This is a genomic window from Acidobacteriota bacterium (assembly GCA_035471785.1).
GTDB lineage: Bacteria > Acidobacteriota > UBA6911 > RPQK01 > DATIPO01 > JANQFM01.
This window is the reverse complement of sequence record DATIPQ010000038.1, coordinates 17,997-34,444: the sequence shown is the minus strand read 5'-3', so window position 1 is coordinate 34,444 and position 16,448 is coordinate 17,997. Positions and strand designations below refer to the sequence as shown.

The 16,448-nt window shown below is 63.0% G+C and carries 14 protein-coding genes; 7 read left to right on the top strand and 7 right to left on the bottom strand.

What is annotated here, in order from left to right; translation table 11 throughout:
- Positions 1 to 38: 38 nt before the first annotated feature.
- Genes VLU25_05900 through ribB form a run of 4 tightly spaced genes read left to right on the top strand, consistent with a single transcriptional unit; the run spans position 39 to position 3,077 of the window.
- Positions 39 to 743 (top strand): pseudouridine synthase, encoded by a 705-nt coding sequence (locus VLU25_05900; protein ID HSR67456.1) that lies wholly within the window; start codon positions 39 to 41, stop codon positions 741 to 743.
- Between the two features lie 2 nt (positions 744 to 745).
- Positions 746 to 1,381, top strand: coding sequence for a riboflavin synthase (locus VLU25_05895; protein ID HSR67455.1), 636 nt, complete (start codon positions 746 to 748; stop codon positions 1,379 to 1,381).
- Complete coding sequence (locus tag VLU25_05890) at positions 1,320 to 1,937, top strand: hypothetical protein (protein HSR67454.1); 618 nt, start codon at positions 1,320 to 1,322, stop codon at positions 1,935 to 1,937. Before VLU25_05895 ends, VLU25_05890 begins: the two co-directional genes overlap by 62 nt.
- Before the next feature lie 9 nt (positions 1,938 to 1,946).
- Entirely contained in the window at positions 1,947 to 3,077 is a 1,131-nt protein-coding gene (gene ribB, locus VLU25_05885; protein ID HSR67453.1) for a 3,4-dihydroxy-2-butanone-4-phosphate synthase, read from the top strand.
- Here ribB and VLU25_05880 read toward each other — a convergent pair.
- Positions 3,040 to 4,050: a VWA domain-containing protein gene (locus VLU25_05880; GenBank protein HSR67452.1), complete on the bottom strand. Its 1,011-nt coding sequence runs from the start codon at positions 4,048 to 4,050 to the stop codon at positions 3,040 to 3,042. The two genes, ribB and VLU25_05880, sit on opposite strands and share 38 nt — an antisense overlap.
- Positions 4,051 to 4,171: 121 nt before the next feature.
- Here VLU25_05880 and larE point away from each other — a divergent pair, with 121 nt between their 5' ends.
- From larE to VLU25_05865, 3 genes are all read left to right on the top strand, one after another.
- Entirely contained in the window at positions 4,172 to 4,990 is an 819-nt protein-coding gene (larE, locus tag VLU25_05875) for an ATP-dependent sacrificial sulfur transferase LarE (protein HSR67451.1), read from the top strand.
- Between the two features lie 142 nt (positions 4,991 to 5,132).
- Complete coding sequence (gene ggt / locus VLU25_05870) at positions 5,133 to 6,734, top strand: gamma-glutamyltransferase (protein ID HSR67450.1); 1,602 nt, start codon at positions 5,133 to 5,135, stop codon at positions 6,732 to 6,734.
- 3 nt (positions 6,735 to 6,737) lie between these two features.
- Positions 6,738 to 8,051: a DUF4147 domain-containing protein gene (locus tag VLU25_05865; protein ID HSR67449.1), complete on the top strand. Its 1,314-nt coding sequence runs from the start codon at positions 6,738 to 6,740 to the stop codon at positions 8,049 to 8,051.
- 216 nt (positions 8,052 to 8,267) lie between these two features.
- Here VLU25_05865 and VLU25_05860 read toward each other — a convergent pair whose 3' ends face one another.
- From VLU25_05860 to VLU25_05835, 6 genes are all read right to left on the bottom strand, one after another.
- Positions 8,268 to 9,377: a DUF6599 family protein gene (locus tag VLU25_05860; protein ID HSR67448.1), complete on the bottom strand. Its 1,110-nt coding sequence runs from the start codon at positions 9,375 to 9,377 to the stop codon at positions 8,268 to 8,270.
- A gap of 44 nt (positions 9,378 to 9,421) precedes the next feature.
- On the bottom strand, positions 9,422 to 11,128 hold the full coding sequence (locus VLU25_05855) for an N-acetylmuramoyl-L-alanine amidase (GenBank protein ID HSR67447.1): 1,707 nt from the start codon (positions 11,126 to 11,128) through the stop codon (positions 9,422 to 9,424).
- Positions 11,129 to 11,272: 144 nt separating this feature from the next.
- Positions 11,273 to 12,040 carry a lytic transglycosylase domain-containing protein gene (locus VLU25_05850; protein HSR67446.1) on the bottom strand — a complete coding sequence of 256 codons (768 nt, stop codon included), beginning with the start codon at positions 12,038 to 12,040 and terminating at the stop codon, positions 11,273 to 11,275.
- Positions 12,041 to 12,145: 105 nt separating this feature from the next.
- Complete coding sequence (gene alaS / locus VLU25_05845) at positions 12,146 to 14,776, bottom strand: alanine--tRNA ligase (protein ID HSR67445.1); 2,631 nt, start codon at positions 14,774 to 14,776, stop codon at positions 12,146 to 12,148.
- 48 nt (positions 14,777 to 14,824) lie between these two features.
- Positions 14,825 to 15,307 carry a RecX family transcriptional regulator gene (locus VLU25_05840; GenBank protein HSR67444.1) on the bottom strand — a complete coding sequence of 161 codons (483 nt, stop codon included), beginning with the start codon at positions 15,305 to 15,307 and terminating at the stop codon, positions 14,825 to 14,827.
- Positions 15,304 to 16,395 (bottom strand): PilT/PilU family type 4a pilus ATPase, encoded by a 1,092-nt coding sequence (locus VLU25_05835; GenBank protein HSR67443.1) that lies wholly within the window; start codon positions 16,393 to 16,395, stop codon positions 15,304 to 15,306. The genes VLU25_05840 and VLU25_05835 overlap by 4 nt, the downstream gene beginning before the upstream one ends.
- Between the last annotated feature and the right edge of the window lie 53 nt (positions 16,396 to 16,448).

The following is a 16,448-nucleotide window of genomic DNA, read 5'->3' as shown; positions in this document are numbered from 1 at the left end:
AATCGCGTCCGCCGCCTCTTTCCGGTAGACTGTGCGGCATGGGGGAACGGCTGCAGAAAATCATCGCCCACGCCGGCATCGCCTCGCGCAGGCAGGCCGAACGCCTCATCGAGCAAGGCCAGGTGACGGTCAACGGGAAAGTCGTGCGCAAGCTGGGCAGCCAAGCCGATCCCGAGCGCGACCATATCAAGGTCAACGGCAAGCTGATCCGGCCTGAGTCGCTCGAATATTGGGCCGTCCACAAGCCGGTGGGCATGTTGAGCGCCGTTCGAGACGACCGCAACCGCCCGGTGGTCCGCAAGCTGGTTCCCAGCACCCGGCGCATTTATCCCGCCGGACGTCTGGACTTCAACAGCGAAGGACTGATGATTCTCACCAACGACGGCGAATTGGCCAGGAAGATCATGCAGGCCGGAACCTTGGAAAAGGTCTACCGCGTCAAGATTCAGGGTCATCCGGCCCGCGATAAACTCGACCTTCTGCGCAAAGGCCTGCGCAGCGGACGAGTCCAGTACGCCCCCTGCAAAATCAAGTTTCTCAAGAAGACCGAAAACAACATCTGGTTCGAAATCAGGCTGCGTCAGGGGAAGAACCGCCAGATCCGAAAAATGTTCGAAGCCATCAACCACCATGTGCTGCGCCTCAAGCGTATCGCGGTGGGACCGGTGCGCCTGGGCGGCCTCCGCCCCGGCCATGCTCGCAAGCTCTTGGACAGCGAAGTGAAGAAACTGAAAGCGGCATAGAGATGTTTACCGGAATCGTGCGCGAAAAAGGAGAGGTGGCGGCGGTGGAGAACAGCCTGGCGGGCTCTACCCTCAGCCTGAGCTGCAGCCAGGTGCTGGACGACCTCAAGGTCGGCGACAGCGTATCGGTGAGCGGCGTTTGCCTGACGGTCGAATCCCTCTCTTCCGGCGGCTTTGAAGTGACGGCGACGCCGGAGACTTTGCGCCGCAGCACCCTGGGCAGTCTCAAAGAGGGCGATCAGGTCAACCTGGAGCCGGCTTTGCGCGGCGCCGACTTCCTGGGCGGGCACCTGGTACAGGGCCACGTCGACGGGCGCGCCCAGGTGGCCTCGATCCGAGAAGAAGGTAATTCCTGGATCTTCCGCTTTCAGGCCGGACGCGAAATCCTCGATTTTTGCGTCTTCAAAGGAAGCATCACCCTCGAAGGCGTCAGTCTCACCATCTCCGCCTTGGGGCCGGATTGGCTGGAGGTGACCATCATTCCTCATACCTATCAGGCGACGACCTTTTCGAACCTCCGGCAGGGAGATCACGTCAACCTAGAAACGGATGTCATCAGCAAGTATGTGCAATCGCATGTGGAACGGATTTTGGGTCGCGCTGGCGACCCTGACGATCAGCCTCGCTCTTCCTCCTGACGGGCGGCTGGAACTGGGCGCCAGGAGCGTGCTGGTCTACCAGAACGAAGTGCGCGACGAAACCAGCCGCTTCGTGGTGCGCCTGGCGCGCTTCAAGCCCGACATCGTGTTGGAGTGGGAGAATCTCAACGATCAGGGGACGGTTCACCTCTACCGCAAGGCCGTTTCCCAGGGCGAGCAGCTCACTTTCAGCGGACTTTTCGAAGTCGGCGTGGAGATGCGTTCCGAAGACGTCATGACCCTGTGGATGGCCGAAGAGGCCTTTAACATGATGGTCGACAGGGGCTCGGTCAAGATCAAGCGCTCCAATCTTCCTTACAAGATCGAGCGCAGGGGCCGGACCAGCGTCGCCCTCAGGCTCAACGGCGAGGAAGTCGAACTGCCGGCCTGGAAGGTCAGGGACAGCCGGGGCGGGGAATGGACGGTATTGGACGACCCCTCCAATCCGCTCATCTTGAGCTACCGGACCCCCTATTTCAGCCAGCGGCTGGAAATCATCAATACCGAGGACCAGCGTCCTCTCAGGTGGATCAAGAAACCGCCGCCCATCAAGTAGCAAGCAGTTATGAGCCTCAACCGAGTGGAACAAGCGGCCCAGGAAGTGGCCGAAGGCCGTTTGGTGGTCTTGATCGACGAAGCTTCGGGCCGTCATGAGGGGGCCTTGATGATGGCCGCCGAAAAAGTCACTCCGCAGGCCGTCAATTACATGGCCGCCCAGGCCCGCGGACTGGTTTGCCTGCCCATGACGGCCAAGCAGCTCGATCATCTGCGCATTCCGCTGATGGCGCCCAAGAACCGCGCCCCTCACGCCACCGCCTTTTGCGTCAGCATCGAGGCCCGCCGCGACGTGACAACGGGGATCTCGGCGGCCGACCGGGCCACCACCATCCTGACCGCCATCGACCCCAAGTCTGAGGCCGAGGACATCGTCATGCCCGGGCACATCTTTCCCCAGCGGGCACGGCCCGGCGGAGTGCTGGCGCGGGCCGGAAAGACCGAGGCGGCTGTTGACCTGGCCCGCATCGCCGGTTGTCAACCGGCGGCCGTCATCTGCCAGATGCTCAACAGTGACGGCACCATGGCGGGTTTGGAGGAGATGAGCGAGTTCGCCGAGAAGGAAGGGCTCAAGACCCTTTCCATCTCAGACCTGATCACCTTTCGGCTGGCCACCGAGCGTTTCGTGGAACGCACTGCGTCGATGCCTTTTCAAGGCGAAATGGGCTCTTTTCAGGTGCATCTCTACGAGAATCGGCTCGACCATCGGCGCCACCTGGCCTTCGTCAAGGGCGAAATCCGGGCCGAGCAACCGACCCTGGTGCGCGTCCACACCGAATCGGTGCTGGCCGACGTCTTCCTGAGCTTTCATTCCCAGGCCGGACGGGAACTGCGGGGAGCCATGAGGCAGATCGAGGAAGAGGGTTGCGGAGTCCTTGTTTACCTGCGTCCCCACGACCGTGAAGAAGCCCTGGCCCAGGAGTTCGATCAGGACTCGCGTCCGGCGGGACGCAGCCATCCCCGGGGAACCTTCCGCGAGTACGGAGTGGGGGCTCAGATTCTAGGCGACCTGGGGCTGCGCAAAGTCCGTCTGCTCACCAACCACCCCAAGAAGATCGTGGCGCTGCAGGGATTCAACCTGGAGATCACCGAGCAGATCCCCATCAAGAGTCCTGTTCAAGCCAGCCTTGACGATGATTGACCTTGAACTTGTCGGGCTTGCCGTCGCCGTCCACGTCGGCCTTGACTTTGACCTCGATCTTGTGAAAATCATCTTTGCCCGAACCGGCGTTGCTGCTGATGTAGCCGATCGAATACTGGTTGCGCGCCAGCAGTGAGATGGTCTCGAATATGGCGGGAAAGGCCGAGGTGAAGCGGGGGAAGAAGGACTCGCCGCCCGTCTCTTTGGCGAAGTTCTTGAGGGCCGCGTCGGCTTGCAGGAAATCCATCCGGGTGCTGCTGCTCATGCGGTGATCGGCGCGGGCCCGCAGGTTGCCGCCCAGCCCCACCGTATAGATGGTGGCGTTGGCGCGTTTGACCCGCTTGAGCGTTTCTCCCAGATTCTTCTTGCTGAAGGTGTCGAGTCCGCTGGAAACCAGCACGACGACAACCTTTCCCTCTACTTCTTGGGTTCGGTCGAGCACGTCGAAAAGGGCGTCGTAGAGGTTGCTCTCGCGGAAGGCCGGGTAGTTGAGGCGGCGCAGGGCGTTCCAAACCTCGGCCTTGTCCTGGGTGAAGTCGACCAGGATCTCGGGGCGGAGGTCATAGGCCATCACCGCCACCCAGTCGCCGGGACGCATCTGCTGAACGAAGCGATGGGAGCCCAGCCAGGCCTCGTAGAGCATCTCCCACGCCAGCACCTTGCTGTATTCGATGAGCAGCACGGCCGTCATGGGGGCGTCGATGTCCTGGAAGTTGGTGATCTCCTGCTTGACCTTGTCTTCGTAGACCTCGAAATGCTGGGCCTGGAGACCGGTGATCAGGTTGTCCTTCTTGTCGCGGACGCTGACGTCCACGCGCACCTGCTCCACCTTGACCGCCAGGGCGGCCTGTCCCTTGGGCTTGTCTTTTTCTTCCTCGATCTGTTTGCGGTCCTGCCCCATCAGGATGCCGCCGACGAGGGCGGCAGCCAACAATAAAGCGGTCATCAACAAGCGCGTGATTGGACGTCTCATAATCTTTACCAGATGCAGGTTCGATTTCAAAGGTTCGCCATGGCCCAGAGCCCTTCAAGTCTAGCACAGGGCCCCGCGGGCGGGCGGACCCGGCGCTTCCCGCGCGTGATAACATTCGCGCATGGTCGATATTCGAACAGAGGCCAAGGAAGAGCGTCTGGTCGAGCTGCTGAAGGGCTATTCCAGCGTCATCGTGGCCTTCAGCGGAGGGGTGGACAGCTCCTACCTGGCCTTCATGGCCCACCGCGCCTTGGGCCGCAAGGCCCGGGCCGTGACCGCACTCTCTCCCGCCGTGTCGCAGATGCAACGGGAAATGGCCCAGGAATTCGCGCGGCGCCACGGATTGCGCCACCGCTTTATCGACACCGCCGAGATGGATCTCGAGGGCTACACCTCCAATCCCGCCAACCGATGCTATTTCTGCAAGACCGAGCTCTACGGACGTCTGGAGAGGCTTCGCCTGGAGTGGGGCGTTGAAGCCGTCCTCGACGGAGCCAACCTGGACGATGCCAGCGACTACCGTCCGGGACGGCAGGCGGCCCGCGAAAAGAAAGTCAGCAGTCCGCTGCTGGAATGCTCGATCAGCAAGGACGAGATCCGCAGCCTTTCCCGCAAGTGGGGCCTCAAGAGCTGGGACAAGCCGGCCATGCCTTGCCTGTCTTCCCGCTTCCCCTACGGCGTATCCATCACCGAGGCGAAGCTGGCCCAGGTGGAGCAGGCCGAGGCCTTCCTGCGCGGGATGGGGTTGAGCAACTTCCGCGTCCGCCATCACGAGGAGCTGGCCCGCCTCGAGGTGGACCGCCGCGAGCTGCCGCTGTTGCTTGATGCCGGGGTCATGCAGCGGGTGCATCGGCATTTGCGCCAACTGGGCTACCTTTATGTGACCCTCGACATGAAGGGATTCCGCTCCGGTTCTCTCAATGAGGCACTGAAGAGTTGATCGTCCGGCGGGCGGACTCCATAATATCCGCATGAGAAAGCGCCTGCTCTTCGCCTCGCTCCTTTTGTCGCTGCTTGCCGCCTCTCCCGCGCCCCTCCGGCTTGAAGGGGCCAGCCGTGCGCCCGTAAAGGCAAACAAGGGGATGGTAGTCAGCACCAGCCACTACGCAAGCGATGTCGGCCGCGACATCCTGCGCGAAGGCGGCAACGCCGTCGACGCCGCGGTGGCCGTCGGCTTCGCTTTGGCCGTGGTCCATCCGGCCGCCGGAAACATCGGCGGCGGCGGTTTCATGGTCATCCACGACGCCGCGGAAGGCCGCGACTACACCATCGATTACCGCGAGATGGCGCCCGCCGGCGCTCACCGCGACATGTATCTGGACGAGGAAGGCGATGTGATTCCCGAGCGCTCCACGGTGGGATATCTGGCGTCCGGCGTCCCCGGAGCGGTGGCTGGACTGCACATGGCCTGGAAGCGCTTCGGCAGGCTGCCCTGGAAAGATCTCGTGGAACCCTCCGTGCATCTGGCCCGGGAGGGGTTCGAGGTCTCCGACGTCTTCGCCCGCTCGCTCAAGAACGCGGCCCCTCTTCTGGAACGCTTTCCCGAAAGCAAGCGCATCTTCCTCAAGAACGGCGAGTTCTGGGAAGAGGGCGAGACCTTCCGGCAACCGGAGCTGGCCGACACTCTGCAGCGCATCGCCGAGCAGGGTCCGGACGGATTCTACCGGGGAGAAACCGCCCGCCTCATCGTCCAGGACATGCGGGCCAACGGCGGCAACATCACCGAGGAAGACCTGATCAACTATCAACCCCAGATGCGGGATCCGGTCACGGGGACCTATCGGGGCTATGAAATCGTCTCCATGGGGCCTCCCAGTTCAGGCGGGGTGATTCTGGTGGAGATGCTTAACCTGATCGAACCTTATCCCATAGAGCACCTGGGATACGGCTCTTCGCGCAGCGTCCACCTGAAAGCGGAGTCGATGCGCCGGGCCTTTGCCGACCGCGCCGAGTTTCTGGGCGATCCCGACTTCACCGACCTTCCCACCGATGCGCTGGTCTCCAAGGGCTACGCCGAGCAGTGGAAACCCTCCATCGATCCTCAATGGGCCTCTCCCAGTTCGTACGTCTCCCACGCCGACGCCTACGGCTACGAATCGGAAGAGACCACCCATTACTCGGTGGTCGACGCGGAGGGCAGCGGGGTGGCCGTAACCACAACGATCAATGCGGGCTACGGTTCGGGCGTGACGGTCAAAGGGGCCGGATTTCTGCTCAATAACGAGATGGACGATTTCTCATCCAAGCCGGGACATCCCAACCTTTACGGGTTGATTCAAGGCGAAGCCAACGCGGTGGGAGCCGGCAAGCGCCCCCTCAGCGCCATGACGCCGACGCTGGTCAAGAAGGACGGCAAGCTCTACATGGTGCTGGGAAGTCCGGGCGGCCCCACCATCATCAATACTGTCTTCCAGATCATCATGAACGTCGTCGACCACGGCATGGACATCCAGGAGGCGGTGGACGCGCCGCGCATTCACCACCAATGGCTCCCCGACCAGATCCGCGCCGAGCGGGACGCGCTGGTAATGGACGTGGTTCACGCCCTGCAGAACCGGGGCCATCGCATTTCTTACGTGGGGTCCATCGGCGACGCCCACAGCGTCCTCATCGATCCTGAAGACGGAGTGCGCTACGGTGCTCCCGATCCGCGCCGGGGCGACGCAAAGGCTTCCGGGTACTAGCACTTGTCGGAACTGCTGAACATCTGGCGTCCCATGCAGGAGGCGGCTCTTAAGGCCGTCGATTCGGGAGATGCCGTAGGGCGCGGACTGCAAGGCGAGTCCGATGTCCTGGAGAGCACCAAGGGAAGCGTCTACCTGCTGGCCGTGGGGAAAGCCGCCGCGGCCATGTCTCTGGCCGCCGAAGGCTATCTGGGAGACAGGCTTGAGGCGGGACTGGCTGTCACCAAGCACGGCCACGGACTGCCCGGACTCGAGCGGGTCCGCCTGATGGAAGCCGGCCATCCCCAGCCCGATCAAGCCGGGCTGGAAGCCTCTGAGCAAGTCATCGCCTTCCTGGGTGACCACCTCGGTCCCCAGGATCTCTTGCTTCTGCTGTTGTCGGGCGGCGGATCGGCTTTGCTTCCGGCGCCCGTGGAAGGCGTTTCGCTGCAAGACAAGGCCAGGGCCATCGACTTGCTGATGGCGCAGGGCGCCGACATTCACGAGCTCAACGCCTTGCGCAAGCACCTGAGCCGCCTCAAGGGCGGACGGCTGCTCGATCACTGCGCAGGATGCCGGGTCCTGGCCCTGCTGGTTTCCGACGTGGTGGGAGACGATCCCTCTTCCATCGCCTCGGGGCCTGCGGCGGCCGATCCGACCAGCTTCCAGGACTGTCTGCGCATCCTGGAGGAGCATGAGGTTGAAGCGCGCATGCCCGCTTCGGTGATGGAGGTGCTGAAGGCCGGGGCCCAGGGCGGGCGTGGCGAGACGCCCAAGCCTGGAGATCCCCGCTTCAAGCGCGTCCGCACCCGGATCATCGCCGACAACCGCAGGGCGCTGCTGGCTGCGGCCGACGTGGCCCGGGCTCAGGGCTTCCGTCCTCTGGTGCTTTCCTCCACCCTGGAAGGCGACACCGCCGAGGCAGCCCGCTTTCACGCCTCCATGGCCCGCGAGGTCTTGCAGGCCGGACTGCCCCTTCCGGCTCCTTGCTGCCTGCTCAGCGGAGGAGAGACCACGGTACGAGTCAGCGGCGAGGGCAAAGGGGGACGCAACCAGGAATTCGCCTTGTGGTGCGCCCGCTACAGCCGCCAATTCGAACGCGAGGTGCTCTTCGTCTCGCTGGGGACGGACGGCGGAGACGGTCCTACCGACGCGGCCGGAGCCTGGAGTCTGCCGTCCACCTGCCAGCGGGCCGCCGGCCTGGGACTGGAATGCCGGGACTTCTTGCGCCGCAACGATTCCTACCACTTCTTCGAGCCTCTGGGACAGCTCCTCAAAACCGGCCCGACACATACCAACGTCATGGATGTGCGGGCTGTTCTTATTCCCAGCGGCTAGCCGGATCGGGCATGGCGGCGTCCTGGTCCATCGTCAGGATCGCCGCAAGGATGCGCCTCCCACCAGGCATGTCTCCCGTCGCTCCTTAGAGGCGGGTTGCTCTCTGGACTTGGGAAGCCCTCCCCAGACTCCTCCCACCTACCTTTGGAGCTGGCTGGCCCCGGGAAGGTGGGAGGCGCATCCTTGCGGCGATTCTCTCCAGTGTGGAGGTCCGGTTCAGCGCTCGATCAGGTCGAGGCGGATCATTCCGCCCTTTTCGAACCTCTCGGGATGAGCGCGGTTGTAGAAGTACCTCGAGGCGCCGATCACTCCTCCCAGGGCTGAGGCAACCAGGATGAAGACTATGGTGAAGAGCACCCAGTTGGCGAAAATGCCCGTCACCAGCTTCATCTCGCTTTCGAAGGTAATGGGCGGAGCGGGTTCCTTCTCTTCCACCCAGCGCACCAGCGGATCGTAGCTGACCTGATCGAGAATGCCTTCGGCATTAGATCCCGAAGCCAGTCCCACCAGAATGCCCGAGCGCTTCAGGCTCAAGCCTGCCGTCAGAGCCGAGTCCAGCAAACGCGACTCGGCCGCTCTGGCCAGGCTGGGAGTGGGATACCCGACCAGTACGAGGCCGCCGTCTTTATAGCGGGCGGTCGTCACCTCCACCCCCTCCTGCAGTCCCAGAACTGGAATCAGGGGGTCCGGGAAGAAGGGGTCGGAGTCCAATCCGGCTGCTCCCAGGTAGAAGCTGACCGAGCCGGCGATCAGGTCTTGACGGGGCAGGTTGATGACGGTCACCGGATCGACCGATTTCTCTTTCAGGGCTTGCGACAGTGCGCGGGCCGCGGGCGCCAACTGCTCGCGGGGAGAGAGTTCGTCGGCGGGGACGCGCAGGAGGGCGAAGACGCTCCCCATGGCGAGGGCCAGCGAACGTCCGCCGAAGGCGTGGCGCACGGAGAGATCGGGAAGCCTGTCTTGAGGACCGCCGCTGACCTTCTGATAGTAGCTGAGAAGCCCGAAAGCTCCGGGCGCATCCAGCATTCGAAAGAGCTTGACTTCAATCTCGGCGCCCCCGTCGGAGGGATTGAGCAGCCAATCCGAAGAATCGCGCACGGTATATTCGTCCAGCACCGTCTGGGGAACCCCCTCCAGCACGGCTGCGGACGTCAGCCTCTCAACCCGGTAGCCATCAAGACCTTCCAGTAGGGCATCCTGTGGGAAAGCAAGAGCCGAGGGAAGGGCGCCGACCAGCACAAGCAATGCGGCGGCGCCCGGGAGGTGCTTCCAATCGTAGGTCATCCTGATGAGAGGTTTGATCCCGCCAAGAGGGAAAAGTTTCATACCCTGAATTCGTCCTGCAGCGGATGTGCCCTGACCTTTCCTGCCTACTGGCGGCTTTCCGCCGAGGTGGCGGGTGCCGCCGCGGCTCCCAGCGAAACGAAGTACTGCTCGATGCCCTTGTAGAGCCCCTCGGCGATCCGCTGACGGTCCTCGGAGCGGTTCAACCGCTTTTCTTCCGCCGGGTTGCTCACGAAGCCGATCTCCGTAAGGATGGCCGGCATATTGGAGCCCACAAGTACGATGAACGGCGCCCGCTTGACGCCCCGGTTGGGGGACTTGGTGTCGTGCTCCTGCAAGTGCTCGAACAGGTGCGACTGAACCACGTGGGCCAGATCGCGCGACTCCTCATTATAGTCGCCCTTGGTGATCTGGCGCAGCAGGCCCTCCAGTTCGCGGATGGTGCGCTGCGAGCCTGCGTTTTCCCGGCTGGCTACTGCCCTCTCGTCAGCCGTGGTGGCCAGGCTCAGGTAGAAGGTCTCCAGCCCCAGGGCCTTGCGGTTGGGACTGGAATTGGCGTGGATGGAGATGAAAAGGTCGGCCCCCTTCTGGTTGGCGATGGCCGTTCGCTCTTCCAGGGGGATGAAGACGTCCTCTTTACGTGTCAGGATGACCTCGGTGCCCAGCCGTTCGCGCAGCATCTCGTCGAGGCGCTTGGCCACGTCCAATACCACTTCTTTTTCTTCCAGTCCGCCGGGCCCGATGGCGCCCGTGTCGTGGCCGCCATGGCCGGGGTCGAGGACGATGCGCCCCACCTTGAGACCCAGCGTGCGGGTCAGCGTGTAGTCTCCGTGCATGTTGGGCTTGGCAGCGGCCGTCACCTCGCGGGTGCTGCGCGTAGTGGCCGTTCCTTCGTCCAGGGCGATCTCGGCCGAAGCCGTCTTGACCGACTTGCCCTGGGCCGAATCGGCGCCTTTTTCCTCGCCGTCGCTGGCCTTGGTATCGACCACGATGCGGAAGGGGTCATGCAGCCGGAAGACCGAGGTTTCGCCCGGCTGATCGAAGTCCAGCACCACCCGTACCACGCCGGGACGGTTCTGGCCCACCCGCACGCTCTCGATGAAGACGTCGCTGACGTCGTATGAGTCGGGTAGTCCGCTGCGCATGCGGGCGTTTTGCAGATCGAAGTAAACGCGGTATGGGTTCTGCAGCACCTGCTGTTCAAAGTCGGCTTCGCCGTCGAGATCGAACACCACGCGGGTGTACTCCGGGCCTGACCAGTAGCGGATTCTCTTCAAGGTGACGGATTCTTCCGCCTGGGGGCTCGGTGAAGCCCGCGGTGCCGCGCTTGCCGCCCTTTCGGCGCTCCTGGCCGGCTGGCCGCCAAAGGCCTCCCGCTCTGATTTCAGAAAGGCGGCGCGTTTCAAGGCGCCTTCCTTGTGCTGCGTCAGCGGATACTCGCTGGCCAGGAACTCATAGTAGTGTATGGCCTTGTCAACGTCCCCCAGGGCGCCGAAACGCTGGGCCTTCTCGTCGTAAAGCCGGGCGATGTGATGAACGGCGTCGTCACTGGCCCCGTAAGTGGGGTCAAGGTCGATCACCCTATAAAAGAGTTCGATAGCCCTGACGTACTGCGCCTCTTCCCGCTGGTGCAAGTCCCGCGCATACAGCGTCCGCAGGTATTGGTTGGCCTTCCCAAACGCCTTCCGCGCCCCCTCCCGGTCGTGTCCCCAGGCAGCCAAGCCCAGCGGCACCGAACCCGCCAGGAGAAGCAGGGCTATTAGCTTCTTATAACGCACAATCCTCCCGTTCACGACACTCATCATTCTAACTCCGACCCCTGAAACGAGCCCGCCGGGGCTCGGATTTCCAATTTCCAGGTGGCCAGCTCTCAATGGGAATGGGTCTCTTGGCCTTGTGAGTGGGGGATTGGATCTTGGGGCTTCGACCGGAGGTCGCTACCGGGTGCCTCCGGTGAGGTCGACGTCGACTACGCGGGAGCGGGGGCGGGTGGCGGCTTGGCGGGAGACTTCCTGGCTGGGGGTGTTGGTGAGGAGGATGCTGCCGTCGGGCATGACGACGCGGTAGATGGTGTTGCGGCGCACCGAGCGGTGATCTTCAAGAGCCGGCTGGTAGAGGGCCATGACCTTCTCGATGTAGCGTTCGGTTTCTTTGTAGGGCGGAATGCCTCCATACTTGCGAACCGCGCCGTCGCCCGCGTTGTAGGCGGCCAGAATCAGGTCGAGGTCATCGAAGTTCTTGCGCAGGTATCGCAGGTACTTGACGCCGCCCTCGATGTTCTGGGCTGGATCGAAGACGTCGCGCACACCCATCTGGCGCGCCGTGTCGGGATGCAACTGCATCAGTCCGCGGCAGTTCTTGTTGGAGATGACGTCGGGTTGAAAGGCGCTTTCGACGGCGATGATAGCCTTGACCAGGTTCTCGTCTTCGCCATAGCGACCGGAGATCTCGCCGATCAGGTCGTCGTAGGCGTCGGAACCGGGCAGGCGCTCCAGGCGGGGTGAAACCGGAGCCGCCGCCGTCTGGCTGCCGCGCCGCGTGGCGCCGACATGGCCGCGGTAGGGGACGGCGCCCTTATGACGTTCGCCGCCCAGATTGCTGTAGACGCGCGTGCCGTCCTGGCGGGTATAGGTATAGACCTGCTGGGCCCACAAGTCTCCCCCCATCAGTCCCGCCAGACATAAAAACAGCGCAAGCCTAGCCATACGTCCTTTCAAGATGTCCCAAGCGCGCAGAAAGACGAGTGATCTTCCGCACACATCGCCAAGTATGGCAGAATTTCTCCGCCATCGGAGCCTCAATTCGCTCACTCAGGCCTTTTCAGAGACGAAGTCGTAGGCTCGCTGCAGGGCTTTGGGGAGGCCGGAAGGGTCTTTGCCGCCGGCTTCGGCCATCTGGGGACGTCCGCCGCCGCCGCCGCCTACCAGCGGCGCTACCTCGCGGATGAGGTCGCCGGCGCGGATGCGGTCGGTGAGGTCGTCGCTGACCATGGCCACCAGCGCCGCTTTGCCGTTTTCCGACGTGCCCAGCAACACCACTCCGCTCTTGAGCTGGTTGCGCAGACGGTCGGCCAACTGGCGCAGGGCATTGCGGTCGAGTTGCTCGACCTGGCGGGCCAAGACCTTGATGCCTTTGATTTCACGGGCTTCCCGCAAAGCGTCTCCGCTCTGTGTCTGCGCTACTTTAAGCTGCAGCTCCTCAACCTTTTTCTGAGCCTCCTTGAGTTCGCGGGAGAGGCGCTCAACGGCCTCGGTCACCTCATCGCGGCGGACATGCAGGTCTCCCGAAACCTCCTCCAGAAGGCTCTCGCTGTCGAGGACGCGGTTCAGGGCCGCCTCCCCCGTCAGCGCTTCAACCCGGCGCGTCCCGGCCGAAATGGAGGACTCGCTGACGATGTGAAAGAGCCCGATATCGCCGGTGCGCTGGACATGGGTCCCGCCGCACAGTTCCAGCGAAAAATCGGCAATATCGACCACCCTGACCTGCTCGCCGTACTTTTCGCCGAAAAGGGCCATGGCGCCCTTCTTAAGGGCCTCGTCGAGGCCGAGCAGTTCGGTCTCCACCGCGATGTTTTCGCGGATCTTGCGGTTGACCATTTCTTCGATCTCGCGCAGTTCCAGAGCCGTCACCGCCTTGTAGTGGGAGAAGTCGAAGCGCAGGCGTTGCGGAGCCACCAGCGAGCCGGATTGCTTGACGTGGGGTCCCAGGACTTCGCGCAGGGCGGCGTGAAGCAGATGGGTGGCGGTGTGATTTCGCTGCGTGTCCCAGCGCAGCTCGCGGCTCACGTAAGAACGCACCGTCTCACCTTTGCTGAGCTTGCCGTGCTGAACCTGGACGCGGTGCAGACGCAGGCCGGTCACGGGACTTTGCACGTCCAGGACGGAAGCCTGGGCGCCGTCGGTGGCGATGCGTCCCTTGTCTCCCACCTGTCCGCCGGCCTCGGCGTAGAAGGGGCTCCGGTCCAGCACCACATGGCCCTCGTCTCCTTCTTTCAGGACTTCGACTTCCTCGTCTCCTCTGAGGAGAGAGAGGATCGTCCCCTCGACGTCCTCGGTGTCGGTGTAGCCGGTGAATTCGGTGGGCAAGCCCCGCTCGGCCATTTCCTGATACTTGGGGGCGGCCTTCTTGCCTTCTCCCCCCTTCCAACTGGCGCGGGCCCGCCGGCGTTGCTCCTCCATACAGGAATCGAATCCCTGCTCATCGATCTTCAGATCCCTGTCCTGAGCGACTTCGCGGGCCAGGTCGAGAGGGAAGCCGTAGGTGTCGTAGAGACGGAAGAGTTCATCGCCGGGGATGGTGTCGCTCTTCCTCTTTTCCACCGAATCGATGATCTCGTCGAGCCGGGTCAAGCCGTGATCGAGGGTGGCCGAGAACTTTTCCTCTTCGTTGCGCACGATCTTGGCGGCGTAGTCGCGTCCTTGCTGCAGTTCGGGATAGGCGTCCTGCATGATCTTGGCCACCAGGGCCGTGAGGGTGTAGAGAATCGGCTCGGTGCGCCCCAGCATTTTGGCGTGGCGGATGGCGCGCCGCACGATCTTGCGCATGACGTAGCCGCGCCCCTCGTTGCCCGGGATCACGCCGTCGCTGATGAGGAAAGCGCAGGCGCGGGAGTGGTCGGCCAGGATCCGCAGGCTGACGTCGGTGTCTTGGTCCTCGCCGTAGCGGACTCCGATGATGCGGCAGGCTTCATCGATCAGCGGCTTGAAGAGATCGGTTTCCCAGTTGCTGTCGACGCCCTGCAGCAGGCTGGCCAGGCGCTCCAGCCCCATTCCGGTATCGATGGAAGGCGAGGGCAGGGGAGTCATCGCTCCCGAACCGTCGCGGTCGTATTGCATGAAGACCAGGTTCCAGACCTCGAAATAGCGTTCCGGATTGGTCTCAGGGTTGCCACCCCCGTGGCCGGTGAGGTCGAAGTGGATCTCCGAGCAGGGACCGCAAGGTCCGGTGTCGCCCATGGCCCAGAAGTTATCGGCTTCACCCAACCGGAAGACCCTCTCCTGGGGCAGTCCGATGTGCTTGCGCCACAGATCGTAAGCCTCGTCGTCCTCGCGGTAGACGGTGGCCACTAACTGGTCCTTGTTCAGCCCGTAGACCTCGGTACACAGTTCCCATCCATATTCGATGGCGCCCTTCTTGAAGTAGTCGCCGAAGGAAAAATTGCCCAGCATCTCGAAGAAGGTGTGGTGGCGGGCGGTGCGTCCCACGTTTTCCAGGTCGTTGTGCTTGCCGCTCACCCGCATGCACTTCTGGCTGGTGGCAGCGCGATTGTACTCCCGCTTCTCCAGTCCCAGGAAAACGTCCTTGAACTGGTTCATTCCGGCGTTGGTAAACAGCAAGGTGGGGTCGTTGCGGGGAACCAGGGAACTGGACCGCACGCGCTTGTGGCCCCGTTCTTCGAAATAGCTGAGGAACGTTTCGCGAATCTCGGATGCTGTCTTCATGGCGTCGCTCATCATAATACAGGCAAGATGGATTCGGCGTGGAGGGCCTCAGGCCTCGGGATCCCACTCCAGGCGGCTGAAATAGGGGTCCAGGCAGGCCCGTATCCGGGCCGGACGGTGGCCCATGCGCAGGCAGCGGTCGTAGAGCTTCTTCAACTCGCGGGCGGTTTCAGGCCGGCCCCGCAGGCGCAACCAGTTGTCGACGATGCGCTGCAAGGCCTGGCTCTCGCCCTGCTCGGACTCAGCCGCCGCCAGGGCCTTGGCGATAGCGGCACCGCCGATCTTGTGGCTTTGCAGATCGAGCTTGATGCGCCGGTCGCCCCAGGCCTTGTCGAGGCGGCACAGGCGGGCCCGCTGAAGGGCGAACTGGGCGTCGTCGAGGAATCCCTGGCGGACCAGCTTGCTCAGGGCCTCCTCGATCTCATCCGGGGAATGGCGGCTCTTCAACTTGCGCCGCAACTCGAAGCTGCTGTGAGCGCGCTTGGCCAGCATGGCCACGGCTCGAAGGTAGGCGGATTTGGACTCGCTCACAGGTCTTCAGTAGAACTGACGATGCCGCGGATGCGCAACTGCAGATCTTCGCGCGAGGAGGCGTTGGCCAAGGCATCATCTTTGCTGATGCGTCCTTCCGTGTAGTGATCGAAAATGGAGCGGTCGAAGGACTGCATTCCGTACTGGGTATAGCCCGTCTCCAGCGCCTGCTTGATCTCTTTGGTCTTGTGCGGATCTTCGATGAGGCTGCGCACGTACTCGGTATTGCGCAGAATCTCCACTGCCGGGACGCGTCCGTCGAAGATGGAGGAGCGGATCAGGCGCATGGAAATGATGGCGCGCAGGCTGGAGGCCATTCGAAAACGGATGTCCTGCTGCTGATGGGCGGGGAAGATGGCGATGATGCGGTTGATGGTTTCGATGGTGTCGGTGGTGTGCAGGGTGCTCAGCACCAGGTGGCCCGTTTCGGCCGCCTGCAGGGCCGTCTGGACGGTTTCGTAGTCGCGCATCTCACCGACCATGATGATGTCGGGGTCCTGGCGCAGCGCACCGCGCAGGGCGGCGCCGAAGTTCTCGGTATCCAGCTTGACCTCGCGCTGGGAGATGAACGCCTCCTGATCGCGGAAGTAATATTCGATGGGGTCTTCGATAGTGATGATGTGGGCGGAGCGGTTCCTGTTGACGTGCTGGATCATGGAGGCCAGGGTGGTGGACTTTCCGCTTCCCGTGGTCCCCGTCACCAGCACCATACCGCGCCGCTCCAGGGCGATGTCGGCCAGCACCGGGGGAAGGTTGAGCTCCTCCATTCCGGGCACGCTGTCTGAGATGACCCGCATCACCATCGAGATGGAGCCGCGCTGATGGAAGACCGCCAGGCGGAAGCGTCCGACCCCCCCGATGGAGAAAGAAAGGTCGATTTCGGCCCGCTGAGTGAGGGCCTCGCGCTGGCGGGCGTTGAGCAGATGCTGAGCCAGGTCCAGGGTGTCTTCCTTGGTGACGGTGGGAAACTGCTCAGCCGCGCGCAACTCTCCCAGAATCCGCATCTGGGGAACCGACTCCGCCTTGATGTGGATGTCTGAAGCCTCGTTCTCGATGGCCGCCTTGAGCAGGCGTCGTAAATCGATCATGTCGTCGTTCCCGGCCGCTCCTCCCCGATCTTACTACCTATCGGACAGATCTG